The 24,800-nt window shown below is 62.3% G+C and carries 19 protein-coding genes; 4 read left to right on the forward strand and 15 right to left on the reverse strand.

Annotation, left to right across the window (positions count from 1 at the left end; genetic code table 11):
• Window positions 1-402: 402 nt before the first annotated feature.
• From KRX51_RS09775 to dnaE, 3 genes are all read right to left on the reverse strand, one after another.
• Window positions 403-1,974 carry an MFS transporter gene (locus KRX51_RS09775; RefSeq protein ID WP_218362959.1) on the reverse strand — a complete coding sequence of 524 codons (1,572 nt, stop codon included), beginning with the start codon at window positions 1,972-1,974 and terminating at the stop codon, window positions 403-405.
• 145 nt (window positions 1,975-2,119) lie between these two features.
• Window positions 2,120-3,424 (reverse strand): threonine ammonia-lyase IlvA, encoded by a 1,305-nt coding sequence (gene ilvA / locus KRX51_RS09780; RefSeq protein WP_218362960.1) that lies wholly within the window; start codon window positions 3,422-3,424, stop codon window positions 2,120-2,122.
• A 24-nt stretch (window positions 3,425-3,448) separates the two neighbouring features.
• A complete protein-coding gene (dnaE, locus tag KRX51_RS09785) occupies window positions 3,449-7,015 on the reverse strand; it encodes a DNA polymerase III subunit alpha (RefSeq protein ID WP_218362961.1) in 3,567 nt (1,188 codons plus the stop codon).
• Window positions 7,016-7,190: 175 nt separating this feature from the next.
• Between dnaE and KRX51_RS09790 the strand changes: the two genes are divergently transcribed.
• Together KRX51_RS09790 and KRX51_RS09795 are read left to right on the forward strand one after the other, a co-directional pair.
• Complete coding sequence (locus tag KRX51_RS09790) at window positions 7,191-8,393, forward strand: alanine racemase (protein ID WP_218362962.1); 1,203 nt, start codon at window positions 7,191-7,193, stop codon at window positions 8,391-8,393.
• Window positions 8,390-9,757, forward strand: a complete 1,368-nt coding sequence (locus KRX51_RS09795) for a D-arabinono-1,4-lactone oxidase (protein WP_218362963.1) — start codon at window positions 8,390-8,392, stop codon at window positions 9,755-9,757. Before KRX51_RS09790 ends, KRX51_RS09795 begins: the two co-directional genes overlap by 4 nt.
• A gap of 8 nt (window positions 9,758-9,765) precedes the next feature.
• On the opposite strand, the gene rarD is transcribed toward KRX51_RS09795, so the two are convergent.
• From rarD to lspA, 4 genes are read right to left on the reverse strand one after another with little or no spacing between them, the layout of a single operon-like run.
• The gene (gene rarD / locus KRX51_RS09800) at window positions 9,766-10,677 is read right to left on the reverse strand and encodes an EamA family transporter RarD (RefSeq protein ID WP_218362964.1); all 912 of its coding nucleotides are present in this window, start codon (window positions 10,675-10,677) and stop codon (window positions 9,766-9,768) included.
• 21 nt (window positions 10,678-10,698) lie between these two features.
• Window positions 10,699-11,310, reverse strand: a complete 612-nt coding sequence (locus tag KRX51_RS09805) for a hypothetical protein (protein ID WP_218362965.1) — start codon at window positions 11,308-11,310, stop codon at window positions 10,699-10,701.
• Window positions 11,310-12,236 (reverse strand): RluA family pseudouridine synthase, encoded by a 927-nt coding sequence (locus tag KRX51_RS09810; protein ID WP_218362966.1) that lies wholly within the window; start codon window positions 12,234-12,236, stop codon window positions 11,310-11,312. Before KRX51_RS09810 ends, KRX51_RS09805 begins: the two co-directional genes overlap by 1 nt.
• On the reverse strand, window positions 12,229-12,780 hold the full coding sequence (gene lspA, locus KRX51_RS09815) for a signal peptidase II (protein ID WP_218362967.1): 552 nt from the start codon (window positions 12,778-12,780) through the stop codon (window positions 12,229-12,231). The genes KRX51_RS09810 and lspA overlap by 8 nt, the downstream gene beginning before the upstream one ends.
• A 91-nt stretch (window positions 12,781-12,871) precedes the next feature.
• Here lspA and KRX51_RS09820 point away from each other — a divergent pair, with 91 nt between their 5' ends.
• A complete protein-coding gene (locus KRX51_RS09820) occupies window positions 12,872-13,798 on the forward strand; it encodes a hypothetical protein (protein ID WP_218362968.1) in 927 nt (308 codons plus the stop codon).
• A 22-nt stretch (window positions 13,799-13,820) separates the two neighbouring features.
• Here the strand turns inward: KRX51_RS09820 and KRX51_RS09825 are convergent, their stop codons facing one another.
• On the reverse strand, window positions 13,821-14,462 hold the full coding sequence (locus KRX51_RS09825; RefSeq protein WP_255549619.1) for a hypothetical protein: 642 nt from the start codon (window positions 14,460-14,462) through the stop codon (window positions 13,821-13,823).
• A gap of 109 nt (window positions 14,463-14,571) precedes the next feature.
• On the opposite strand from KRX51_RS09825, the gene KRX51_RS09830 reads away from it, so the two are divergent.
• Window positions 14,572-15,510 carry an asparaginase gene (locus KRX51_RS09830; RefSeq protein WP_218362969.1) on the forward strand — a complete coding sequence of 313 codons (939 nt, stop codon included), beginning with the start codon at window positions 14,572-14,574 and terminating at the stop codon, window positions 15,508-15,510.
• Here KRX51_RS09830 and KRX51_RS09835 read toward each other — a convergent pair.
• The 7 genes from KRX51_RS09835 to KRX51_RS09865 form a co-directional block, all read right to left on the reverse strand.
• On the reverse strand, window positions 15,485-16,732 hold the full coding sequence (locus KRX51_RS09835) for a Fic family protein (RefSeq protein ID WP_218362970.1): 1,248 nt from the start codon (window positions 16,730-16,732) through the stop codon (window positions 15,485-15,487). The genes KRX51_RS09830 and KRX51_RS09835 overlap by 26 nt on opposite strands.
• A 107-nt stretch (window positions 16,733-16,839) precedes the next feature.
• Window positions 16,840-17,469 (reverse strand): sugar O-acetyltransferase, encoded by a 630-nt coding sequence (locus KRX51_RS10290; protein ID WP_218362971.1) that lies wholly within the window; start codon window positions 17,467-17,469, stop codon window positions 16,840-16,842.
• 6 nt (window positions 17,470-17,475) lie between these two features.
• The gene (locus tag KRX51_RS09845) at window positions 17,476-18,924 is read right to left on the reverse strand and encodes a DNA polymerase IV (protein ID WP_218362972.1); all 1,449 of its coding nucleotides are present in this window, start codon (window positions 18,922-18,924) and stop codon (window positions 17,476-17,478) included.
• Between the two features lie 72 nt (window positions 18,925-18,996).
• The gene (gene ileS / locus KRX51_RS09850; protein WP_218362973.1) at window positions 18,997-22,176 is read right to left on the reverse strand and encodes an isoleucine--tRNA ligase; all 3,180 of its coding nucleotides are present in this window, start codon (window positions 22,174-22,176) and stop codon (window positions 18,997-18,999) included.
• Between the two features lie 329 nt (window positions 22,177-22,505).
• Window positions 22,506-23,540 carry a DivIVA domain-containing protein gene (locus tag KRX51_RS09855; protein WP_218362974.1) on the reverse strand — a complete coding sequence of 345 codons (1,035 nt, stop codon included), beginning with the start codon at window positions 23,538-23,540 and terminating at the stop codon, window positions 22,506-22,508.
• A gap of 271 nt (window positions 23,541-23,811) precedes the next feature.
• On the reverse strand, window positions 23,812-24,099 hold the full coding sequence (locus KRX51_RS09860; protein WP_218362975.1) for a YggT family protein: 288 nt from the start codon (window positions 24,097-24,099) through the stop codon (window positions 23,812-23,814).
• 10 nt (window positions 24,100-24,109) lie between these two features.
• On the reverse strand, window positions 24,110-24,664 hold the full coding sequence (locus KRX51_RS09865) for a cell division protein SepF (RefSeq protein ID WP_218362976.1): 555 nt from the start codon (window positions 24,662-24,664) through the stop codon (window positions 24,110-24,112).
• Window positions 24,665-24,800: the final 136 nt, after the last annotated feature.

The following is a 24,800-nucleotide window of genomic DNA, read 5'->3' on the forward strand; positions in this document are numbered from 1 at the left end:
GGGTGCTGCTTGGGCGACCCCTGGGTGCAAATCCGTACCAAAGACGCAGATCCGTGCGAACTTTCGTACGGATCTGCGCAATCGGTACGGATCTGCGGTGTGAGACTTCGTCCGGTGAGGAGACAGCACGGCCGCCGGAGAGGTGCAATGCGCCTTCACACAGGCATGGCCATTTTCGCGACCCATTTGCCTTCGAGGCGTTCGGCATTAGCTGACTACCGTCGACGGCCAGTGGTGCAGGACTCACCCGAGTTGCTCGACACCGGGTGATGCCCGTGCGGCGCCTACTGCGCCAGATCCGTACGAATTGCGCAGATCCGTGCAAACTTTCGTACGGATCTGCGCAATTCGTACGGATCTATTCCCGCACCTCGAGCCGAGCCGAGCCCCAAGCCCGCGCCGCTACTCGCTCACGGTCACATCAGCCACACGCATTTTCGGAATCCACTTCCGCACCAAAGCCAAGGTGGCGAAGGTGAATACCACCGCAAAGATGGCGGTGAGCTCCATACCGGTCAGGAATGCCGAGTCAGCCAGGGCGATGAGCCTACTGGCCTCATCGGCCGGCAGGCTCTCTGCGACAGCGTGCGCCACATTGACATCTCCGGCAGCCCCGGCGGCGTCTTCGCCGACGAAGCCGAGGTCTTCCGCGCCCATCAGGTGCGTGTAGGTGCCGACCAGTACTGAGCCCATCATGGCGATACCGAAGGCGCCGCCGAGCTCATAGCCGGTCTCCGACATCGCAGAAGCAGCGCCGGAGCGGTCCGGCGGGGCTGCACCAAGGATGATGGTGTTGGCGATCGGGTCGATGAGGCCGATGCCCAAGCCCAGGATGACGAATGAGGCCATCCACCACCCCACTGCTGCATCACCGGTGGACAGGCTCGGCACGATTTGGGACGCCGCGATCACTTGCATGACCAGGCCTGCCGCAACGGTGAGCAGGGAGACAGTCAGCAGCCAGCGCACCTCAAGTTTTTCTAGTAGTCGGCCGGTCACCACAGACACCACCACGGTGGTCAGCATTCCCGGGACCAGGATTAAGCCGGCGTCGATGGGGCTTAGTCCCAGCACAATCTGCAGGTACTGGGATATATAGAGCATCACGCCGAGCAGGATGAACATCGACGCGGTAGCGACCAAGACGGCGGCGCTGAATGGGCGGCTGCGCAGCAAGTCGAGGTCAATAAGCGGACTATCTGCGGTGCTCAGGTGTCGTTTGAGCAACCAGGCCATCGCTACGGCGAATAGGAGCAGTGCCAGCGGCAACCACCATGGCGTATCGGTGGTGAGCGCCTTGACCGCACCGATGGTGGCGAACAGCAGCACAATGGACAGTCCCGCACCGGGAAGGTCGAATGCGCCGGGGTTTTTCGCCCGGGATTCTGGCAATAGCAACAGTCCCAGTGCCACGATCAGTCCGACGACGGGCAGGTTAATCAGGAATACCGCTCCCCAGCCGAAATGCTCGAGCAGGAAGCCGCCGAGCAGTGGGCCAACAGTCGCGCCGAGGGCATACATGGCCACCCAGGTCGACACTGCCCGTCCGAGCTCATCGGGGTCGGTGAACATATATTTGATGAGCGAAAGCGTCGACGGCATCAGCGTCGCACCACCCACGCCTTGCAGCGCGCGAGCGATGATGAGCATAAGTGGCGACGTGGATAGGGCCGCCATCAGTGAGGCCGCGGCGAAGAATATGGAGCCGAGAAGCAGCAACCGCCGTCGGCCGATCCGGTCGCCTAATGTGCCCATGCTGATGAGCAGGCAGGCGATCACCATGCCGTAGACATCGACAATCCAGAGTAGTTCCGTGCCGGTGGGGCGAAGGTCCGCCCCGATGGCAGGAAGGGTGAGGTTGAGGACCGTCATATCGATGGCCAGCAACATCACGGCCAGCGATAACACCGCTAGACAGGCCCACCGCCGGGCCTTCGATACCGGGGATTCCGGGAAAGACTGAGAACCGCTCATGGCCGTCAGGCTACCTATGAATTTTCTGTAATTCACAGCGGGGTTCAGTCGGACGAAAAACCGGCGCTGGGCGTACGTAAATTCGGCGTGCCGACGGTTTGTTCAGGGCCCCGTCAGCACGATGGACACGGCTGAAGGCGCAGTTTTAGGTCAGGAATTCGTACTCTGGGGTGCCCGGCTCGAGACGTCGGCAGTTCAGTGGTGATGCGTCCATGCGTTCAATGAGCGGCCCGAGGTCGGAGGCGCGGCGTAGTTCCAAGCCGACCAGTGCGGCGCCGGTTTCACGGTTATTGCGCTTGAGGTACTCGAAGAGCGCAATATCGTCGTCGGGGCCCAACACGTCGGATAGGAACGTGCGCAACTGGCCCGGCTTCTGCGGAAAGTTCACCAGGAAGTAGTGCTTGAGGCCGCGGTACACCAGGGAGCGTTCCATGATTTCGGCGTAGCGCAGCACGTCATTATTGCCGCCGGTGATAATGCACACCACGACCTCGCCGGGCTGGAGGTCCAGGTCATCCAGGGCCGCCACTGACACCGCACCGGCCGGCTCGGCGATAATGCCCTCGTTTTGGTACAGGTCCAGCTGTGCGACGCACACCGCACCTTCGGGCACAGTGCTGATATCAAGACGCTCACTGTTGTTCACGGCGGTCTCGTAGGGCAGGGTGCCGACGCGTTTGACTGCGGCGCCGTCGACGAACGGGTCAACTTCGTCGAGGGTGATCGGCTCACCGGCTTCCAGCGCTGCGGTAAGACAGGGCGCCCCGGCGGGTTCAATGCCGCAAATCTTGGTGTGCGGCGACATGTCCGCAAGGTAGCTGGTCACACCGGAGAGCAGCCCACCGCCGCCGACGGGGACGCATAACCGGTCCGGGGTGAGCCCTTGCATGGAAAGCTGCGCGACGATTTCGGCGGCCACGGTGCCCTGGCCAGCGATGGTGTTGAAGGAGTCGAAGGGTTCGACGATGGTGGCGCCGGTTTCAGCGGCGTCGGCGCGGGCAGCTGCGGAGGCTTCGTCGAAGCTGTTGCCGACGACAATGATTTCGATGGCGTCGCGGCCGTGGTAGGCAATGCGGTCGCGCTTCTGTTTCGGGGTCTGGTTGGGCACATAGATACGGCCCTGGATACCGAGGGTGCGGCAGGCGTAGGCCACGCCCTGGGCGTGGTTGCCGGCGGAGGCGGCGACAACGCCGGCGGCGCGTTCAGCTTCGCCCAGCTGCACAATGGCGTTATAGGCACCGCGGATCTTGTACGAGCGCACGTCTTGGAGGTCTTCGCGTTTAAGGAAGACCTGGGCGCCGGTGGCCTCAGATAACCGGCCACAGAATTGCAGCGGAGTGGCTGCAATCACCGAGGAAATTCGGGCCTGTGCGGCCTGAATATCAACAGCATGCGGAAGCCTTCCGTGGCTGGCTGCGTTCGGTGCACTGTGGGAGACGGTTTCTGTCATGGATCGTTACGTTACCAGCGTGATTTAGCCCAAGATATTCATCCCCATAGTCGCCTTGAGGTCACTGAATAGTTCAGTGCCCCGCTCGACGCGCAAGTGCTCACCAAGAACCAGCGGCGTGGAGTTATCCCCGTCGTGCAGATTCAAAATCACATCGGAATCGCCGGGGTTGGCCAACAGCACTTCTTTAAGCTTCGAGATATTGACCGGGGTGCACGCTGCGGTGCGGAGGTGAATACGAACAGGGGCAGCGACCGCGCCGGTACCGGCGGCGCCCAGGTCCGGCACTGTGATGTTCTCGCAGATGACTGACATGCGATCATCGCGGTACTGCACAGTGGCGTTGACCAGCACGATCGCGTCCTGCGCAATGACGGTGTGGACACGCTCGTAGGTGCCAGCCCACACCAACATCTCAACGGAAGCGCCGTTGTGATCCTCGATGGTGGCTTTCACCCAAGGCCGACCGTCCTTGGTCACCTTACGTTCCACCGACGAGATAATGCCGCCGAGAACCACCGACTGGTTATTCCGGATTTCTCCGGCAACAACCGTGGTCAACGCGGTATCAGTCTGTGCTGCCAGGGCCTCCTCGAAGCCTTCCAGGGGGTGGCCGGACACATAGAGGCCAAGCATCTCGCGTTCGAGGGCGAGCTGGTGAGATCGGTCCCAATGCTCATCAGGCACCTTGACCTCAAAAGCCGAGGCGCTCGAATCAGCGCCGTCTTCCCCACCCATACCTGCGAAAAGGTCGAACTGGCCCTTGGCGGCGGCCTTTTTCGTCGGCAAGGCAGCATCAACTGCATCTTCGTGAATAAGGGCTAAGCCCTTACGCGGATGGCCCAGCGAGTCAAAAGCCCCGCCCTTAATGAGCGCTTCAGTCACCCGCTTCGAGCACGGCACCGTTTCAATCTTGTCGAGGTAGTCCGAGAAGCTGGTGAACGCGCCCTTTTCTTGTCTGGTGGTGACAATGGAGTTCACCACGTCCTTACCGACATTGCGGATAGCGCCCAACCCGTAGCGGATGTCATCACCGACGGACTGGAATGTCATGGCCGACTCGTTGACGTCCGGCGGCAACACCTTAATGCCCAGGTGGCGACAATCCGCCAGGTAGATAGCGGTTTTGTCCTTATTATCGCCCACTGAGGTCAGCAGTGCGGCCATATATTCCGAGGCGTAATTGGCCTTGAGGTACGCCGTCCAGTAGGACACCAGGCCATAACCAGCAGCGTGGGACTTGTTAAACGCGTAGGACGCGAAGGGCAGGATAACGTTCCACAGGGTTTTAATAGCGTCATCGGAGTAGCCGTTGTCCTTCATGCCGCCTTCGAAGCGCGTGTACTCCTTCTCCAGCACATCGGCTTTTTTCTTACCCATGGCCTTACGGAAACCATCGGCCTGACCAGCGGTGTAATTGGCGACCTTCTGCGAAATACGCATGATCTGCTCCTGGTACACAATGAGACCGTAGGTCTCCTCCAGGATGTCTGAGAGCGCTTCTTCGAGCTCGGGGTGGATCGGCTCAATGGGTTTGCGGCCGTTCTTACGGTCGGCGTAGTCATTATGCGCATTCACGCCCATCGGGCCCGGGCGGTATAGCGCCAGGGAGGCGACGATATCGCTGAAGCTGGTCGGCTGCATGCGCTTGAGCAGCTCACGCATACCCGCACTGTCGAGCTGGAACACGCCCAAGGTGTCGCCGCGCGATAGCAGTTCGTACACCTTCGCATCATCGGTTTCCAGGGTGTCCAGGTCGATTGTGTCGCCGCGGTTTTCCTGGATATTGGCCAGGCAGTCACCAATCACAGTGAGGTTGCGCAGACCCAGGAAGTCCATCTTCAGCAGGCCGATGGCCTCACATGCCGGGTAGTCCCAGCCGGTGATGATCGCCCCGTCGGCGGCGCGCTTCCACATCGGGATGTGGTCCAATAGCGGCACCGACGCCATAATCACCGCGCAGGCGTGCACGCCGGTCTGACGAATCACGCCCTCAAGGCCCCGAGCGGTCTCGTAGATCTTATTGACATCGGGGTCATTAGAGATAAGTTCGCGCACCTCGGTGGCCTCGCCATAGCGGGGATGCTCCGGGTCAACGATGCCACCTAAGGGAATGTCCTTAGCCATCTGCGCTGGCGGCAGCGCCTTCGTGATGCGGTCCGCAATCTGGTAGCCGGGCTGGCCAAACTGCACACGCGCGGAATCCTTCAGCGCCTGCTTGGTCTTGACCGTGCCGAAGGTGACCACCTGGGAGACCTTGTCCTCGCCCCATTTATCGGCGGCGTAGCGAATCATTTCATCGCGGCGGCGGTCATCGAAGTCAATATCGATATCAGGTGCCGACGGGCGCTCCGGGTTGAGGAATCGCTCGAAGAGTAGGCCATGCTCAATGGGATCAATATTGGTGATCCAGGTTGCGTATGCCACCAAAGAACCCGCCGCCGAACCACGGCCCGGGCCGACGTGAATACCAATCTCGCGGGCGTGCGCGATGATGTCGGCAACGATCAGGAAGTACGAGGGGTAGCCCTTACCGTCGATAACCTCAATCTCGTATTCAGCGCGGTCGATATAGTCCTGCGGCACATCGGCGCCCTCGAACCGACGCTTCAGGCCTTCCATCACCTGGTGGCGCAACCACGACGTCGGCGTCTCCCCCTCCGGCACGTCAGCCTTCGGCATGCGGTCGTGCGGGTGCTCTTCCCAGATTTCGTCATAATCGCCGACTCGCTCAGCGATGAGCAATGTGTTGTCACACGCACCGGGCACCAGGTGATCCCAGGTTTCGCGCATCTCAGCGGCCGACTTAATGAAGTAACCGTCGCCACCGAACTTGAACCGGTCCGGGTCGTGCAGGGTTTTACCGGTCTGCACACACAGCATTGCCTCGTGGGCCTTGGCCTGATCCCGAGTGACGTAGTGGCAGTCATTGGTCACCAGCGGAGGCAGCCCAAGCTTGCGCCCAATTTCCAGCAGCTCAGTACGCACCCGGGTCTCGATATCCAGGCCGTGGTCCATCAACTCAAGGTAGTAATTGTCCTTGCCATAAATGTCCTGCCACATCCCGGCGGCCTTCAAGGCCTCATCGAACTGGCCCAGCCGCAGGCGCGTTTGCACATCCCCAGAAGGGCACCCCGTGGTGGCAATAATGCCGTCGGCACGCTCGGCAATAAGCTCCGCGTCCATGCGCGGCCACTTACCCAACTGCCCCTCATAGGAGGCCATCGAGGATAGATAAAACAGGTTGTGCAGGCCCTGCACATTCTCCGCGAGCATCGTCTGGTGCAGGTAGGCACCCGATGCGGACACATCATCGGCCTTCTGGTGCGGATCTCCCCACCGGATGCGCTTTTTATTGAAGCGACTCTCCGGAGCCATATAGCACTCAATGCCAATAATCGGCTTGATGCCCTTGGCTTTCATCGTTCGGTAGAAGGCGTCAGAGCCGAACATATTGCCATGATCGGTAACTCCCACAGCCGGCATGCCCTGGCGAGAGACCTCGTCGGCAAGCAGATCGATTTTTGCCATGCCGTCGAGCATTGAGTACTCGGTGTGGTTATGGAGATGCACGAAGGAGGAGTTGGCCATGACGCCGAATTGTAGGCGGCGGTTGGACATGAACCGATCCGTGTTCGAACACCGCTGCATCCGCCCCGGTCGCCCCGCTGCGAAACACCCCCGAAGGGTGAACACCACAACCAGCAGCAGTGGTTTTTCGCCCGATGCGCCGACAGCGCACCGCCATACTGGTTAGATTCGCAACATGAACGTTTCCCCCGTGCCTGATGATGTTCGCATGGCCGTCGCAGGTGAGCGCCTCCCCGCGCTGGTAGTCGACCGGGACCGAGTCGACGCGAATTGCACCGACCTGCGGGCCCGGGCAAATGGCACCACCATCCGTGTTGCCTCAAAGTCACTGCGAATCCCCGAACTGATCCGATACGTGCTGGATAAGCCAGGTTTTTCCGGCGTACTTGGCTACACCCTCGCCGAAGCCCTCGACCTATTCGACGCAGGTATCAGCGACGATATTGTGGTCGCCTACCCCACCACTGATCGAGTAGCGCTGGAACAACTAGCCAGCAATGCGCAGGCCCGCGCCGCCATCACGATCATGATCGATTGCGTCGAGCACCTCGACTTCCTCACCGCAGCACTATCCCCATATCTGCCCGACGGCGCCCGGGTGCGGGTCTGCCTCGATGTAGATGCCTCATGGAAGCCGCTGCCCGGGGTCCATATCGGCACCCACCGCTCCCCGACGCACTCGCCGCAGGCCGCCGCCGAACTCGCCACAGCGGCCGCCAATACGCCCTTATTCACCGTGGTCGGAATCATGATGTACGAGGGGCATATCGCAGGTGTTGGCGATAACACCGGCGATCTGCGCCAGTACGGGGTCCGCATCATGCAGGCGCTGTCCAAGCGCGAACTGGCCAAGCGCCGCAAAAAAGTTGTCGCCGCGGTGGAAAAGGCCGTCGGCAAGCTGGAGTTTGTCAACGGGGGCGGCACCGGTTCGCTGGAATCGACCTGCGCGGAAGAAGCTGTCACCGAAGCAGCCGCCGGCTCCGGCATCGTTGGGCCACTGCTTTTCGACTTTTACCGGCATTTCCAGCCCACTCCGGCCGAGTGGTTCGTGCTTCCGGTGGTGCGTCGCCCCAGTGATGGCATAGCCACTGCCGCTGGTGGGGGGCGGATCGCGTCGGGCCCGGCGGGCGCCGAACGGCTACCGCAACCGGTCTACCCGGAAGGTTTGAGCTATATCGCCGATGAGGGCCCCGGTGAGGTCCAGACCCCACTGGCAGGTGAGCAGGCACAGTCGCTGCGCATCGGAGACCCGGTGTGGATGCGGCACGCAAAGGCCGGCGAACCCGCCGAGCACGCTAATGAAGCCGTCATCGTTTCTGGCGGGGAGATCATCGATCGGTGGGCCACCTACCGAGGTAATGGAAGGATGTACGCATGAGCAGCAATGATTTCGCCGTCTGGAAGAACTGGGCCGGAACCCAGAAGTGTTCTCCCGCCTCGGTTCACCAACCAGTCACAGAAGCCGATATCGCCGAGATTATTCACTCCGCAGCCACCCGTGGCACCACGGTGCGGCCCTTGGGCGCGGGCCATTCCTTCACCCCGGTAGCCACCACTGAGGGGTCTCGGGTCCAGTTGGACAATATGGCCGGTGTGGTGGGCCTGGACCAGGAGAACAACACTGTCACGCTGCGTGCGGGCACTCGCCTGCGTGATGTTCCCGGCCTGCTGCGTCCGCTGGGCCTGGCATTGCCGAATCAGGGTGATGTGGACCCGCAGTCGGTGGCTGGTGCGGTGTCCACCGGTACGCACGGCACCGGTATTAATTTCACGGGCTTCGCCGGTATGCTGCGTGGCTTTCGGCTCATTGACGCAAGTGGTACGGCCATTGATTGCCATGCCGACGCTGACGGTATCGGTGCGGAGATTTTCCGCCTGGGCCGCCTGAGTCTCGGCATGTTTGGCGTACTCACTGAGCTCACTTTGGATGTGGTGCCCGCATTCCATCTGGCTGCCGATGAGCACGCCGAGGACTTCGAGGAGCTGCGTGCGAATTTCCCGGAACGGGTGCGCGCCACCGATCATCTCGAGTTTTACTGGTTCCCCGGCACCGATAAGGCGCTGGTGAAGAACAACACCCGCATTGATTCTGCTGAGGTTAACCAATGGATGGAGTCGCCGGCTGCGCGTGGTTATCACCGCCCCAGCAAGGTGGAGAAGATGCGCGGGGCGTTCGCGGATGAGGTCATTAATAACGCCGCGCTGTGGGGTATGTGTGAGTTGGCGAAGGCGAAGCCGTCGCTGGTGCCGACCCTGAATAATTTCGCGGCCCGGACCGTCGCGGAGCGTAAGTACGTCGATACCGCCCATAAGGTGTTTGTTTCCCCGCGTCGGGTGCGTTTCGCGGAGACGGAGTACTCGGTGCCGTTGGATGATGCCCCGGAGGTCATTTCCGAGATTCGGGACACTATCGCCAAGCACAATATGGAGGTGTCGTTCCCGCTGGAGGTGCGCGCTACCGCTGCCGACGATGTGCCGCTGTCGACGTCCTACGGCCGTCAGTCGTGTTATATCGCGGTGCACCGGTACCACCGGGAGCCGTACCGGGACTATTTCGGGCTTATTGAGCCGATTTTTAAGGCCGCCCAGGGCCGGCCGCATTGGGGCAAGTTGCACACCTTGACTCGCGAGGATTTGCAGCAGCGCTACCCACTATTCGACGAGGTCGCTGCGCTGCGCGAACAGGTCGACCCGGCAGGCCTATTCCTCAACGATCACCTGCGCGCAATGTTCGTCGGGTAGTCAGGCCCCTAGCTTGCCGACGCTGACGCCGCTGTCGCTGGATGCATCCGGTGGCGGCGGCGTTGTCGTCGCGCCCGGCCAGCGCGGGTAGCCATATCGGCCACAGAGATCGCCACGGCCACCCAGATGATGATGAAGCCGACCCAACGCCCGGCGGTGATGTGCTCTCCGTTGATGAATACGGCGATGAGCATCTGAACGGTGGGCGTGAAGTACTGCAGCATGCCGATGGTCATCATGGGGACGGATTTCGCGCCGGCACCGAATAGCAGCAGCGGCAATGAGGTGGCCACACCGGCGCTCATCAGCAGTGCGGTGTGCTGCCAGCCGTATTCGGTGAAGGTGCTGGTGCCATTAGCGCTGAGCCACCACAGGTAGACCAGCGCAATGGGGGTAATAATCGCTGTTTCTGCTGACAGTGACACCGCCGAGCTGAGCTGTACCTGCTTTTTCAGCAGGCCATAGACGCCGAAGCTGATGGCCAAGGTCAGGCCCAGCAGTGGTGGCGTGCCGACGTCGATGGTCATCACGACCACGGCGATTGCGGCGAGGACGACGGCAACTAATTGGGCCCGGTTGAGCCGCTCCCCGAGGAAAAACACCCCCAGTAATACTGCTACCAGCGGGTTGATGAAGTATCCCAGGGCCGCTTCGGAGACCCGATCAGTGTTGACGGTGTAGACGTAGACGCCCCAGTTCGCGGAGATGAAAATCGCTGCGGCCACCAGCGATACCCAGGTGCGCGCGGAGGCGGTACGTAGTTGCCGCCACTGGCCGCGGGTACCGATGAGCAGACCCATCAGGACGAAGGTCCACACAAACCGGTGCGCCAGAATCTCGGTGGCCGAGGCCGGCTCGAGCAGCGGGAAGTACAGCGGGAATAGGCCCCATAAACAGTAGGCAGCAAATACTAAAGGCACGGGCAGACTCTAGCGCCTTAGTTATTCGATGCCCCATAGAGGCCGGACTCCGAACCTGCCATAGGCCGCATCCTCGGGTAAGGGTTCCACCGCGGCCACCCCGGCTACTGTCTTCAGGGTCCGCAGATCATTGGGGACTGCGTACACCACGAGCCCACTGACCAGCAGTGTCCCATCGTCGGTGAGGGTGAAGGGCTGGCCCCGGCCGCCGGCGAATCCAGCTTCGCGCCGAATGACTTCGGCCCGGGTGGCGCCTCTTGTTGGCTCGGGGACGTCGAAACCAGCCGAGCCTGCGATGAGCACGCGGCCGACGCGCACTGACCCGGCCGGTACCCGCAGGTCCACAATGTCGGCAGTGATGGCGGGGACAAAGGACACCAACGCCCACCGGGGTTGGTCGCCGTCCATTGCGGCTAGTTCTTCGTCGGCACGCGCAATATAGGCTGCGGCGTTTTCGCCTTCTTGTGGCCCCAGCAGGTCGCCGTTGATAGTGGGTTGCCCGATGACTCGGTCAGAAAACGCGGCGACGATGAATACGGCCACCAACGCTATGGTGCACAGCACCGCGAGGGCCGCCATGAGTGGGTGGACGGAGTCGCCTCGTGGCGGTGTGGGTTTGGAGTGCTTACCCATTAGTGCTGCCGCAGCTCGTCGAGGGCGTGCTGCAGGTCGGGCGGGTATGGGCAGGTTATTTCCATCCAGCGGCCATCGGCGGGGTGCGCGAAGCCGAGCTGAACTGCGTGGAGCCATTGCCGGTTCAGCTTGAGGCGACTGGCCAGCGCCGGGTCGCAGCCATACATGGGGTCGCCGACACACGGGTGGTGCAGTGCGGAAAAATGCACTCGAATTTGGTGGGTACGGCCGGTTTCTAGGCGTACTTTGACCAGTGTCGCCGGCGCGAAGGCTTCCATCGTTTCGTAGTGGGTGACGGCGCGTTTGCCGTCGCCGCGGACGCAGAATTTCCAGCCTGCTGAGGGGTGGCGCCCAATGGGGGCGTCAATGGTGCCGCTGGTGGGGTCGGGGTGTCCCTGGACGAGCGCGTGGTACTGCTTGGAGACCTCCCGGTTTTTAAATGCCCGTTTCAGCACCGAGTATCCGCGTTCGGAGGCAGCGACCACCATCACCCCGGAGGTGCCGACGTCCAGGCGTTGCACAATGCCTTGGCGTTCGGCTGGCCCTGAGGTGGAGATCCGGAATCCGGCGGCAGCTAGGCCCCCAATGACGGTGGGGCCTTCCCAGCCAACGGTGGGGTGCGCGGCCACACCGACGGGCTTATGCACGGCAATGAGGTCTTCGTCGCGGTAGAGAATCTCCATGCCTTCGACCGGTTCGGCTACCGGCATGGGGGCCGGTTCGACGTCGGGAAGCAGCACTTCAAGCCAGGCGTCTTCGATGAGTCGGTCGGACTTGCCGACGGGGGCGCCGTCGACGCTGACGTCACCATCAGCGGCGAGCTGGGCGGCTGCGGTGCGGGAAAGGCCGAGCAGTTTTGCCAGGCCGGCGTCTACGCGCATTCCGGCTAGTCCGCCGGGGATGGGCATTTGGCGGGTCTCACGCATCGCGTCGCTCCTCCGCTTCGGCGGCCTCGGCCTCGGCGACGTCGACGTCGGCAGGCTCGAAAAGCAGCAGGCCAATGAGCAGGATGACGCCAATAGTGATTGCTGAGTCTGCGATATTGAAGACCGCGAAACCGCGCACGCTGATGAAATCCACGACGTGGCCGATATAGAAGCCGGGTTCGCGGAACAGCCGGTCCAGCAGGTTACCGGCCGTGCCACCACCAATGAGGCCTACTGCCAGGGCCATTGCGCGGCTGGGGAGTTTATTGGCCACGTAGGCCGCGCCGATGACGAACACGATCTGCACGGTGGTGAAGATCCAGGTGGCGTTGGTGCCTATGGAGAATGCCGCGCCCGGGTTGCGGGTGAGGAATAGCACCACCCAGTCGCCCAGTACCTCGACGGGCTGGCGGTATTCCAGGGCGGCGAGGGAAATAATTTTGGTGGCCTGGTCTACGAGGAACACAATCGCTGCGACTATGGCAACGATGGCGCGCGTTCGAGGGCGGGCCGAGGTGGTCCCGGCGGATTCGTCGGTGTACATCACTCTCCCATCATCACCTATCAGCGGGGAATATGGCCAGACGGGGCCGTCGTGGTGTTTCCTGACGTCTCATCGCGGTAGCGTAGGCACGGTGAACAATCTCGCTTCCGTCCTGTCCTGCACTGTCGGCGCTGCACTGGCCTCCACTGCGTTGGTGGGCTGTTCTGCAACGGAGTTGGAGATGACCGCACTCGGTGTCGCCGAACCTACAGTCACCGTCATTGACGCTGGTAGTGGCCCTAAATCGAAGGTGCGTTACGACGATGAGGGCTCCTCCCAAAGCGTTACCGTCTCGGTGACCCGGGGATTTTCCCAGTCCGTCACCGGCGCTGATGGCGAGGAACGCACTGACCCCGCCTTGCCGGATACCACCATGGAGTTGCCGCTGCAGGCGTCGGTAACCGGTGGCGGGGCGGATCGGGCGGTGTCGGTGACTCTTGAAGAGCCGCATGGTTCGGACACGTCACTTAATGACGATCTGGCCACCGCGGAGGGTTTCCAGGCTGCCTGGGAGTCCACCAATGCCGGCCAGCGCACCGCAGTGGAGGTGGGCGCGCCTGAGGATGCGACCGCGACTGCGCGCGCCGGTGTGGAAGCCTCACTGCGCCAGTGGCTGTCGACCCCGGTGGCCTTTCCGGAAGAGCCGATTGGTGCCGGGGCTACGTGGACGGTGAGCACCACTATTTCTGATGAGGTCGATACGGAACAGGTAGTGACCTACAGCCTGGTCAGCCGGGAGGGCGAGCAGGTCGAATTGTCGGCGAAGGTGGAGCTCACCCCGGTGGTGCGCACGATTGAGGGCAATGGTGTGGAACTGGAGATCCTCGATGTGGGCACCAAAACTGAGCAGGGCAGGCTGGTGGTGGATCTGGGTGAGCCGATCCCGGTTTCCGGGGAGCTGAGCTATGTCACCACCGTTGTGTACGGCGAGACCGGGGCGGATGACACAAAAGACGACCCCGCCGGTACGCGCATTACGCAACGCACCTTGCGGGGCTTGTCCTTCATCGCTGACTAGCTGGTGACTAGCCGCTAGCGTTTTAGGCTGCGGGCTGCTCCGGCGGCATCTCGCCTTCGGGGGCAGGCGGGGCCGGCGGCGCGGGCTGCTCAGCAGGCGCCGGGGCGTTGGGGTCTGCCGGGGCGTTGGGGTCCACCGGCGCGTTGGGGTCTGCCGGGGCGTTTTGCTGGCAGACCGGCGGGAGCTGGTCGGGGGCGATCTGTTCGACCATGGCGCAGGCCCAAATCTGGCTGAGGCGCCAGTTGCCGTCGACGTAGACGAACTCAACACCGTCGACGGTGAAGGGGTCTTGTTCGGGGCGGACCAGAGTTACCGGGGCCTGCACGGTCTTCGGGGCCAGGCCTGGTAGCACCGGGTTTTCGACAGTGATGGTGGCCCCGCTTTCGGCCTGGGCGCGGGTCATAATGTCGAACAGCTCAGGGGCCTGTTCACCGTTTTCGACCAGTGTGGTCTTATCCTCGACCGCGATATTGGGGTCGGCGATCCGGGCCAGGATGCCGTTGAGCTCTTCGGCCGAGGGCAGCTCCATGGCGTCGTTTTGCGTAGAGCTGGTCGTCGAGGTGGTGCTGGTCTCGGTGGCCTTTTCGTCATCGCCGCAGCCCACGAGAGTCAGGGCGGTGACACCAGCCAGGGTGGCGGCGGTAATGCTTCGTCGGATGCTCAATTGTTCTCCTTTTTCGGCTAACCCACGTATAGCCAGCCAGGTTGCAACAGAACGCCAGCCTACACCGCAGCAGGCCGCACGCTCAGGCCACGCGGGTAGGGTATGCGCCATGTCGACCCCACCGCTTGCAGCTGCCCACCGGCCCCGTATCGCGGTGCTGGCAACGGGCGGCACCATCGCTTCTACCGCTAATGATGCTGGTCAGCTCTCTCCGACGCGTTCTGGTGCCGAGCTGGTCGCAGGTTTCAGCGATACCTATGCCTGTGTTGTTACCGAGGTTGGCTCGTTGGATTCTTCGGCTTTATCGCTTTCCGACGTTGACGCCATCGCCGCCGCGACCCGGGAGGCTCTTGCCGACCCCAGTGTTGCTGGGGTGGTGGTCACCCACGGCACCGATACTCTCGCCGAGACAGCGATTGCCGTGGACTTGCAGCATCTCGATGAGCGCCCGGTTGTTTTTGTAGGCGCCCAGCGGCCTGCCGATGATGCCCACCCGGATGGCCCGGCGAATCTGGCGACCGCCTTGGCGGCCGCGGCAGATCGGAATAACCGGGGCCGGGGCGTCCTCATTGCTTTTGCCGGTGAATTACTGCCGGCTTTCGGCACCACGAAGCAGCACACCACCGCCGATCAGCCGTTTATGCCGAGTCCGGCCCAGCGCCCCGCCCCGATTGGTCCGGTGCGTCTTGAGGGGGTGCGGGTCGATATTGTCACCGCGTATCCGGGCTGTGACGGGGTGCTTGCCGACGCTGCGATCGACGCTGGCGCCGATGGTGTGGTGATTGCTGGTGTGGGCTCAGGTAACTGTGGCCCGGGTCTCGCAACGGCGATTTACCGGGCCTGCCGGGCGGGTATTCCGGTGGTGCTGAGTACCCAGGTCTGCCAGGGGCCGACTGCGGCAACTTATGGCGGTGTCGGCGGTGGCGCGACGCTAGCGGAGTTGGGTGTGCTCACTTCCGGGTATTTACGCCCCGGCCAGGCCCGGATGGTGCTGGCAACGGCGATCGCTGCGGATAAGCCCGCTACAGCGTTGTTCGCACATCGCTGAACCCGGCAGTGGACGGGTTATCCATCCGGATATTTTCTAACCGGCGTTGGGTATGTGCGATGAGGTCGAGCACTTCGTCGGCGACGTAGACCCGCAGGCGACGCTTCGACGGCACGTGCCGCACAATGCCTGCGTCGGAAAGGTCATCGAGTGCGCGGCGGGCAACGGTTTCTGAAGCGTCAAAGATTGTCGCCACGGTGCCGGCGGTCACCATCGGGTGTTCTGCCAGGTTGGCGAGGATATGGGCGTCGATGGAATCAGAGCGCAGTTCCCGGCGTCGGCCGACGCGTTCGCGGCGTTGGGAGCACCGCGCCGCCCAGGTTGTGCGTAATTGGGCGATGTCGTCAATACAGCGGTGGGCTTGGTCAACGGCAAGGGCGGTTGCTTCCAGGAAGATTTCTAACCACTGCGCTGCACCGGCGTCGTCATGGCGGTATCCAGCGAGCCCGTTGACGTATCGGTCCGGCCAGGTACCCAGCACCGCACTGATCGGAAGCACAGCCGAACTCAGCCCGCGGCGACGCAACACAGCGTGGATCAGCACGCGGCCAATTTCCCCATTAGAGCCAGCTAAGGGCTGGATGGCGGCGAATTGGGCGTGCGCGAATGCGGCCTGGATAAGTGCGCCGTGGGTTGCCCCGTTGAGATAACCAACCAGGTCCACCATCAGGTCCGCGATATTCTCCGGCGGTGGTGGCACGTATTCGGCGGATAGTGGGTGGAATAGCGAACCACCAATCCAGCTCTGTTCCTGACGCAGGTGCGGTCCCTTCGGCCCGTGCAGCACCCGGTGCATATCGGTGATAGTGCCCACGGTGAACGGCTGACGTGCTGGTGGTGTGTGCCCGAGGTTGGACAGGATACTGATCTGCGCAGCAACCTGGCGCGCCTCAGGGCTGGTGCCATTAATGCGGGCGTATTGGGCCAGTTCCGCAAGTGCAACGTCTTGTGGGGTGGGTACCACACCTTCAATGCTGGACGAGGCTAATGCTTCGGCGCGCATGAGGAATGGTGCGGCCTGGTCGAATCCCGGGGTCTGGGTGAGATCGATGATGGCGTGTTCGATCTCCAGGGAGCGGGTGGCCACGCTGCTGGGGATGGTGGGGGCGGTGGAACTTAAGGGGCTGGGCACGTAGGCGCGGTAGGTGCGTCCAGCGCCGGTTTTCCGGTGTGACGTGGCGGTATGTGGCGGTTCCCAGCGCCGTTCCACCCACGTCGCCATAGTTGCTTCCTTACGTTCTCAAGTGTCAATAAACAATCCTAGGAAAGGCTAGCCTACTTTCGCGTTTGTGGAAACTATCTATCCGTATCAATGTGCCGTCGGCAGTACTAGACCCTGCGCATCCGCCGGTCGTGGATAATCCGCGCCGGGTTGCCCGCAACCACAGTGTCGGCAGGCACATCACGAGTAACTACCGCCCCGGCACCAACCACAGCATTAGCGCCGATATCCACCCCACCGAGAATGACCGCGCCACCACCAATCCAGGCCCCCTCGCCAATAACAATCGGGTCGGCGGCCTCGATCCCCGCCCGGCGCGCCCCTGGGGCAATCGGGTGCACGGCGGTGAGTAACTGCACACCGGGGCCAAGCTGGGCCTCATCGCCAATATGGATCGGGGCGACATCAAGCGCGATGAGGCCGAAATTAATGAACACCCGCTGGCCGATATGCAGGTTGCAGCCATAATCAACCTGGATCGGGCCGCGCACGGTGCTGCCCTGGCCAATTGTTCCCAGCAGCTGGCCCACAATGTCATGACCGCGGCTGCTATCGGTGGCCCAGCAGGCGTTGAATTCAGCAGCTAGCCGCATTGCCCGGGCATTAGCGGCAGCGATCTCGGGATCACTTGCCAGATACCACTGCCCGGTGACCATGCGTTGCCACATTGTGTCGTTACTCGGCGGCAGCGTTGTTCCAGGATCGTCTACTCGGTCGGTGCTGCGGTGTGTCCTCATGGTTCCTTATATATCCGGGGCGTCAGTGTCGGGCAGGTCGTCGTGTTCAGCTGCGAACCAGTCTGCCCAGTCCAGGCTGCACACGGCGGTGCATTCCCGCAGTGCCGGGTCGTCTTCGGCGAAGGTGCGTGCCCGGCCCGGGCCGGTGCTGCGGCTTTCAAAGCGGACGGTGACCACACCGTGCCCTGCGCCTTGCACCCACCCGTGGCCGTAGTCGTCGTGATGCACATCGGCGGTGGTGTACCAGGATGAGTCCACCGGCTTCGACTCCGGCAGAATGACCGGCTGGGCTGTCAGCTCATCGGTGATCACAGCGGCGGGCTCGGGATCAGCGAAACCGGCGTCGACGAAATCGAGCTGCGGTGCTGGGGCGCGAGCACGCCCGTCGCGATCGAGCTCGGGGAACATCACTTCCTGAATATTGCTGTCCAGCCCGGACAGGCCAACCCCGACCAGGCGCATCGGCCCGACTTCGGACACCTCGAAGGCAATCCGGTGCGCAATCGCCAACAGGGTCTCATCGTCGATGGTGGCGAATGGGAGAGTTTCTGAACGGGTATGGCTACTCAAATCAGCCAAGCGCACTTTCACCGTCACCGTGCGGGCGCCACGGCCGTCGTGCAGCAATCGTTCATGGGCGCGTTGCCCCGCCCGGTCGATAGCTGCATGCACCTGGGCTTGGGTGGTGAGGTCCTCGGGGTAGGTGTACTCGGCGGAAATGGACTTCGCCACTGCACGTTCTTGGACGGGCCGGTCATCGTGCCCGCGGGCAAGATTCCACAGCGCCGGGCCGTTGGTGCGACCCAAGGAGACCTCCACATCGCGCAGGCTCATCTGGGCAAAATCGCCGATGGTGCGCACCCCGATAGCGTGCAGCTTGGCTTCAGAGACCGGCCCGATACCCCACAGCTTGCCGACGGGCAGTGGGTCAAGCAGTTCATGACGTCGCGCCGGGTCAATAATCGCCACCCCGTTGGGCTTGGCCATACCGGAACCAATCTTGGCGTACTGCTTGCCGGAACCTGCACCAATCGAACACGGCAGCCCCGTCTCGGCGCGGATCTCGGCGCGCAACTGCTCAGACCATTCGCGGACTTCTTCCGGCGTTGCCCCGTGCAGCTCAGCTGGCTCCATAAAAGCCTCATCCACACTGAGCTGTTCGACCACCGGCACCCGCCGCCGAATAATGCTGAACACCCGGTGCGATACCGGGCCATAAATATTTTTCCGGGGGCTGACCACCACCGCCTGGGGCGGCATGAGGCGGCGGGCTTGAATCATCGGCATTGCCGAATGCGCCCCATATTCGCGGGCCTCATAGGAACAGCCGGCCACTACTCCCCTGCCGCCGATACCTCCGACGAGCACTGGGCGGCCGCGCAGGGTGGGTCGGGTGAGCTGTTCGACGGAGGCGAAAAACGCGTCCATGTCGATATGCAGCACCCAGCGGTTCATGGGGACCAAGTCTAAGCCCCGGCTGCGACATCACTATCGCAGCCGGGGCTTAACCGTCATATGCGGCCGTGGTTAGGCCTTGGCGATATCGGCGCTGCAGCCGTCACCAAGGTCATTGCTGCGGGTGTGGCCATCAGCGGCGGCGCTGAAACTGGTGGCAAGCACCTCAGCGGCAATGAGCTCACCATGTTGCTGGGCCCATTCCAGGCGGGAGTCAGGCACGCTCATGGTGACCTCAATCCGGTCGGTGATCTCCAGGCCCGCGTTTTTACGGGCTTCCTGCAGTTCCCGCACCCGGTCAGCGGCCCAACCACGGGCCTTATGGGACTCGTCGAGGTGCATATCCAGCACAACCAGGCCATCGACACCGTCGACCTCTGCGGTGGAGTCAGCATCCTCGGCAACCAGGCGGCGGGTGAACTCGCCGTCGTGAAGCTCAATGCCGCCGGCAACCACAGTGTCCCCAGTGACCTCATAATCACCGGTCTTGACCGCCTTAATGGCCTTCTGCACGTCCTTACCCAAGCGGGGGCCAGCAACACGGGCATTAACAGCGATCTCGAAGCGGCCAGCCGAGGCGACATCGTCGGTAAGCACAACATCATCAACATTGACCTCATCGCCGATGATGGCGGCGAAGGGCTCCAAGGCGCCAGCGTCGGGAAGCGCAACAGTCAGTTTCGGCAACGGCAGGCGGTTGCGCAGCTGGTTGGCCTTACGCACCCGAGATGCCGCGGAGCACACCGCGCGGACCTTATCCATTGCGTCCACCAGGTCCGGATCGCGCGGCAGGTCAGCGGCCGAAGGCCACTGAGTCAGGTGCACCGAACGGCCACCGGTCAGCGACTTCCAAATGACCTCAGAGGCCATCGGCAGCAGCGGGGCCGCGATCCGAGTCAGGGTCTCCAACACGGTGTAGAGGGTGTTGAAAGCCTCGGGGTGCTCACTATCACCAGCCCAGAAACGATCCCGGGAACGGCGCACGTACCAGTTAGTCAGCGCGTCACAGAACCACCGCACCTCATCGCACGCACCGGCAATATCGGTGGCGTCGAAACGCTCGGTGACCTTATCGACGGTCTCAGCCAACTTGGCCAAGATATAGCGGTCCAACACGTGAGTGGGGTTAGTGGCCCACTCCGCTGGCTTGGCAGCGTAGAGCTGCAGGAAGGAGTAGGCATTCCACATCGGCAGCAGTGCCTGGCGCACGCCTTCGCGGATACCCTGCTCAGTGACAATGAGGTTACCGCCGCGCAGAATCGGGCTGGACATCAAGAACCAGCGCATCGCGTCGGAACCATCGCGGGAAAAGACCTCGTTGACGTTGGGGTAATTGCCCTTCGACTTCGACATCTTCAGCCCATCAGAGCCCAACACAATGCCGTGGGCGACGACTTCCTTAAAGGCCGGGCGATCAAACAGCGCGGTGGCCAACACATGCAGGGTGTAGAACCAGCCACGGGACTGGCCGGAGTACTCGACAATGAAGTCGGCCGGCGAGTGCGACTCGAACCATTCCTTGTTCTCGAACGGGTAATGCTTCTGCGCAAACGGCATCGACCCGGACTCGAACCAGCAGTCAAGAACCTCAGGCACGCGGCGCATAGTGGACTTGCCGGTCGGGTCATCCGGGTTGGGGCGAGTCAGCTCATCAATATACGGGCGGTGCAGCGACTCAGGACGGGTGCCGAAATCGCGCTCAAGCTCATCGAGGCTGCCGTAGACATCAATGCGCGGGTACTCCTCAGAGTCAGACACCCACACCGGGATCGGGGCGCCCCAGTAGCGGTTACGGGAAATATTCCAGTCCCGGGCGCCTTCGAGCCACTTACCGAACTGGCCATCGCGGATATGCTCCGGGGACCAGCGGATCTGCTCATGGTTCAGCTCCACCATGCGGTCCCGGATAGCGGTGACCTTGACGAACCAGGACGGCAACGCCATGTAGATCAACGGCTCGCCGGAACGCCACGAGTGCGGGTAGGAGTGCTCGATGGTCTTGTGCTGGAAGCAGCGCACCTTGGCTTTTAAGTCCCGGATGATGTCTTTATTAGCGTCGAAGACCAGCTGGCCTTCGTACTCGGGCACCTGGTCGGTGAACTTGCCGTCCATATCCACCGGGATGACCACGCCGATGCCATTGGCGGCACAGGTGTTCATATCGTCTTCACCGAAGGCCGGGGCCTGGTGGACGATGCCGGTGCCATCGTCGACGGTGACGTAGTCAGCGGAGATGATCTGGAAAGCGTTCGGCTCATCACGGAAATAATCGAAGACCGGCTCATAGCGCAGGCCGACCAGTTCAGTGCCGGGATGCTCGGACAGGATCTCGGCATTCTTACCGAGCTCCTTGGCATACGAGCCCATCAGTGCCTTGGCGATGAGCACACGCTCGCCGGCGAACTCTTCCAACCCGTCGTCGCCGACCTGGACCTGGGCGTAGGTGATCTCGGGGTGGACGGCCAAGGCAAGGTTGGACGGCAACGTCCACGGGGTGGTCGTCCAGGCCAGAGCCTTGGCGCCGACCAGGCTGCGATCAGCGTCCCCGGTTGCCTCCAGGATCGGCAAGGTGATGGTGACCGTGGGGTCCTGGCGCATCTTATAGGCGTCATCCAGGCGGGTTTCCTGGTTCGATAGCGGGGTGTGTTCCGCCCAGGAGTACGGCAGCACCCGGAAGCCCTGGTAGATCAAGCCCTTGTCGTAGAGCTCCTTGAAGGCCCAGATGACCGATTCCATGAAGTCGCGGTCCATGGTCTTGTAGCCACCGTCGAAATCGACCCAGCGGGCCTGGCGGGTGACGTACTCCCGCCACTCATCGGCGTACTTCAACACGGAGCTGGCGCAGTAGTCGTTGAACTTCGCCAGGCCCATGTCCTCAATCTGGCCCTTATCGGTAATACCGAGCTGCTTTTCGGCTTCCAACTCGGCGGGCAGGCCATGGCAGTCCCACCCGAAAACGCGGCCCACTCGGTTACCGCGCATGGTCTGGTACCGGGGGACGATGTCTTTGACATAGCCGGTGAGCAGGTGGCCATAGTGCGGCAGGCCATTGGCGAATGGCGGGCCGTCATAGAAGACGTACTCGTCGGCGTCGGCACGCTGCTCAATGGAGGCTTGGAAGGTCTGGTCGGACTCCCAGAAGGCCAGGACGTCTTCTTCGAGCTTGGGGAATTTCGGGCTACCAGCATTACCGCTGGTGCCGAAGAGGTCGGTGCGCGGGTAGGCGCCGCCTGCCGGGGTGGGCTTAGTCACTAGAAAGGTCTCCCATGTCGGTTGCCGTTGCTGCTCGACACGGGGACGCCATTGCTGCCGGTATGCAGCGCCAACGCGGTACCACCCCGCTTGACCTGCGCATAACGTGATACTCAGGTCCGCTCGTGGCGGGCTATGCCGGGCCCGACCCGTCCGGTTCTACTAAGTGGCCGCCCACTGGGCCGACACTGTTCTTCCGGAGCGCTCCCCGGTGATAGCCGGATCAATGCGCGTGCACGGCGAAGTATAACTCACATGGGCCTAGCCAATGCACAACACCGCCCTGCCTCCAGGGGTAAGAGGCAGGGCGGTGCGGAAAACTGGGATGTTTAGTTGTTGTACCCGTCGGCCGGTGCGGCGGACTCGCGGGAGTTGAGGTCCTCCAGCTGGGACTCCAGGAAGGTCTTCAGGCGGGTGCGGTACTCGCGTTCGAACAGGCGCAGCTCTTCGATGCGGGACTCCAGGGCAGCCTGCTGTTCCTTGACCGTGGTCATGATTTCGGTGTGCTTGCGCTCCGCGTCGGCCTGCAGCTCACCGGCGCGCTTCTCGGCGGAAGCGACGGTGGCCGAGGAGCGGGCGTCGGCATCGGAAATCATCTGCTCGGAACGCTGCTTGGCGTCCTGCAGGGTGGACTGGGCTTCCTGGCGGGACTTGGTGACAAGCTCTTCGGCCTCGCGGCGAGCGTTGTTCAGGGTCTCGCTGGCTTCCTTGCGGGCAGCCGACAGGGTGGAGTCGGACTCCTGGTTGGCGCTGGCGGTGATCTCCTTGGCGCGCTGCTCAGCGCTGGTGACCAGCTCATCGGCCTCGCGGCGGGCGTCGTTGGTCATCTTGTCGGCCATTTCCTGGGCCAGACCAAGCACGCGGGCGGCCTGCATGTGGGTCTCTGCGTTGGCCTCGCCCTTAGCGGCGTCGGCCTGCGGAGCAGGCTTAGCCGGGGCTTCGTTCTTCGGCTCGGCCTTCTGCGCGGCCGGCTGCTGCTTCTGCGCGGCCTCATTGGCGCGACGCTCAGCCTCGCGGACACGATCCTGGGCCTCGGCGCGGACGCGCTCGACTTCCTGGTTCAGGCGGCGCTCGTACTCGGCGCGCAGCTCGGATTCGATATTGGCGCGCAGTTTGCGCTCATCGACCTGCTGGCCAGCCGGGACGGCGGCGGGGGCACTGCCCTGCTTGGACTGGGCTTCCTCAAGGTCACGCTCGAGGTCGTCGACACGAACCCGCAGATCCGCGTTTTCGTCCTGCAGTTCGCCGAGGGCTTCCTCGACGAGGTCGAGGAACTGGTCGACCTCATCCTCGTTGTAACCGCGCTTGCCAATCGGCGGCTTGCTGAAAGCTACGTTATGCACATCAGCGGGAGTGAGCGGCATTGGAGAGTTCCCCTTCACAGTTTGTTGACAGTGACCACGCTACGTAGTTCACCAGTAATTCCTGAATAGTGTTCTACCAGGAAATACAAAGATTTACATAGTCACGGCTACATTTCTTAAGAACTATATTAACCGTTAACGGCGCTTTTACACCATCAGACGCAACTTTTTCTACTGCCCCGGCAGCCCCGCGTCATGTCATTGGCCCCATCTGACACGGGATGTGCCGGCATCACCTTTGGTCACATCGATACCGGCAGTACCGAGGTTGCTACATAAACGCACCGACGATGACCTGCAGAATGAACAGGGCAAAGAACAGCACGAGCACAGACAAGTCGAGCTGAACCCCACCCATGGGCAGCGGCGGAATGAATTTGCGGACCAGCTTCACCGGCGGGTCAGTGATCGTGAAAATTACTTCCCCAATCACAGCGAACCAGCGCGGCGGCTGCCAGGCCCTCGAGAACGAGGCGATCATCTCAATGATGATCCGCACCAGCAGCAGGTAGGTGAACAGCTGGAGCAGGATCAGCACCAAAGTCAGGAAAGTATTCACGCGCTACAACCTAGACAGACAGTGCGTCGGGGCCAGCAGCCGGCATCTCCACACCCTCAGGCAGGATGGTGAAGGTGGTGGCGCCTTCGCGCTCAATGCGGCCACGCAGGGCGAAAGTCAGACCGGCGGCGAAGTCGATATACCGCTTGGCTTCTTCCATCTCCAGGCCAGAGAGGTCGAAGGTGACAATATCGCCATCGCGGAAGTGCTGACCGATTTCGCGGGCCTCGGAGTAGCGGTCGGAGAAGTTCGCGCGCGGCGCGATTTCGATGTGCTCCGGGACAACCGGTTCCGCCAGCGGCTGCAGGCGCGGGGTGTAGCCACGATCATCGTCGTAGTCGTCATAATCGCGCTCATATCCGCGGGAGGAGTAGCCGCGAGCGTACTCATCACGGCGGTCATAGCCGGTGTCGTAGTCCTCGCGGTCGTAGTCGCGGCTGTACCGGGCGTCATAACCACTATCGGCGCGGCGCTCATAGCCATCGTCGTAGTCGTCGTAATCGACCTTGCCGGCGTCCGGGGTGAGCCCGAAGAAGTCATTGATCTTGTTCAGAAGATCGGCCATGTCTGTCCTTTGTCGTGTGCCTGGTGCCACAACGGCAGATGGGGTTGCCTGTCGCGACGGTGTGTTGTGCCTAAACGTACAGCTTGAATGCAGTAATTGGGGACTCCGACACACCGAATAACCGGCGTGTTGAATG

Source organism: Corynebacterium sp. TAE3-ERU12 (assembly GCF_019209905.1).
Taxonomy (GTDB): Bacteria; Actinomycetota; Actinomycetes; order Mycobacteriales; family Mycobacteriaceae; genus Corynebacterium.

What these genes read in the sequence shown, in the direction of transcription:
- KRX51_RS09775 (WP_218362959.1), bottom strand. Translation starts at nt 1,974, where the DNA reads ATGAGCGGTTCTCAGTCTTTCCCGGAATCCCCGGTATCGAAGGCCCGG.
- ilvA (WP_218362960.1), bottom strand. Translation starts at nt 3,424, where the DNA reads ATGACAGAAACCGTCTCCCACAGTGCACCGAACGCAGCCAGCCACGGA.
- dnaE (WP_218362961.1), bottom strand. Translation starts at nt 7,015, where the DNA reads ATGGCCAACTCCTCCTTCGTGCATCTCCATAACCACACCGAGTACTCA.
- KRX51_RS09790 (WP_218362962.1), top strand. Translation starts at nt 7,191, where the DNA reads ATGAACGTTTCCCCCGTGCCTGATGATGTTCGCATGGCCGTCGCAGGT.
- KRX51_RS09795 (WP_218362963.1), top strand. Translation starts at nt 8,390, where the DNA reads ATGAGCAGCAATGATTTCGCCGTCTGGAAGAACTGGGCCGGAACCCAG.
- KRX51_RS09805 (WP_218362965.1), bottom strand. Translation starts at nt 11,310, where the DNA reads ATGGGTAAGCACTCCAAACCCACACCGCCACGAGGCGACTCCGTCCAC.
- KRX51_RS09810 (WP_218362966.1), bottom strand. Translation starts at nt 12,236, where the DNA reads ATGCGTGAGACCCGCCAAATGCCCATCCCCGGCGGACTAGCCGGAATG.
- lspA (WP_218362967.1), bottom strand. Translation starts at nt 12,780, where the DNA reads ATGTACACCGACGAATCCGCCGGGACCACCTCGGCCCGCCCTCGAACG.
- KRX51_RS09830 (WP_218362969.1), top strand. Translation starts at nt 14,572, where the DNA reads ATGTCGACCCCACCGCTTGCAGCTGCCCACCGGCCCCGTATCGCGGTG.
- KRX51_RS09835 (WP_218362970.1), bottom strand. Translation starts at nt 16,732, where the DNA reads ATGGCGACGTGGGTGGAACGGCGCTGGGAACCGCCACATACCGCCACG.
- KRX51_RS10290 (WP_218362971.1), bottom strand. Translation starts at nt 17,469, where the DNA reads ATGAGGACACACCGCAGCACCGACCGAGTAGACGATCCTGGAACAACG.
- KRX51_RS09845 (WP_218362972.1), bottom strand. Translation starts at nt 18,924, where the DNA reads ATGAACCGCTGGGTGCTGCATATCGACATGGACGCGTTTTTCGCCTCC.
- KRX51_RS09855 (WP_218362974.1), bottom strand. Translation starts at nt 23,540, where the DNA reads ATGCCGCTCACTCCCGCTGATGTGCATAACGTAGCTTTCAGCAAGCCG.
- KRX51_RS09865 (WP_218362976.1), bottom strand. Translation starts at nt 24,664, where the DNA reads ATGGCCGATCTTCTGAACAAGATCAATGACTTCTTCGGGCTCACCCCG.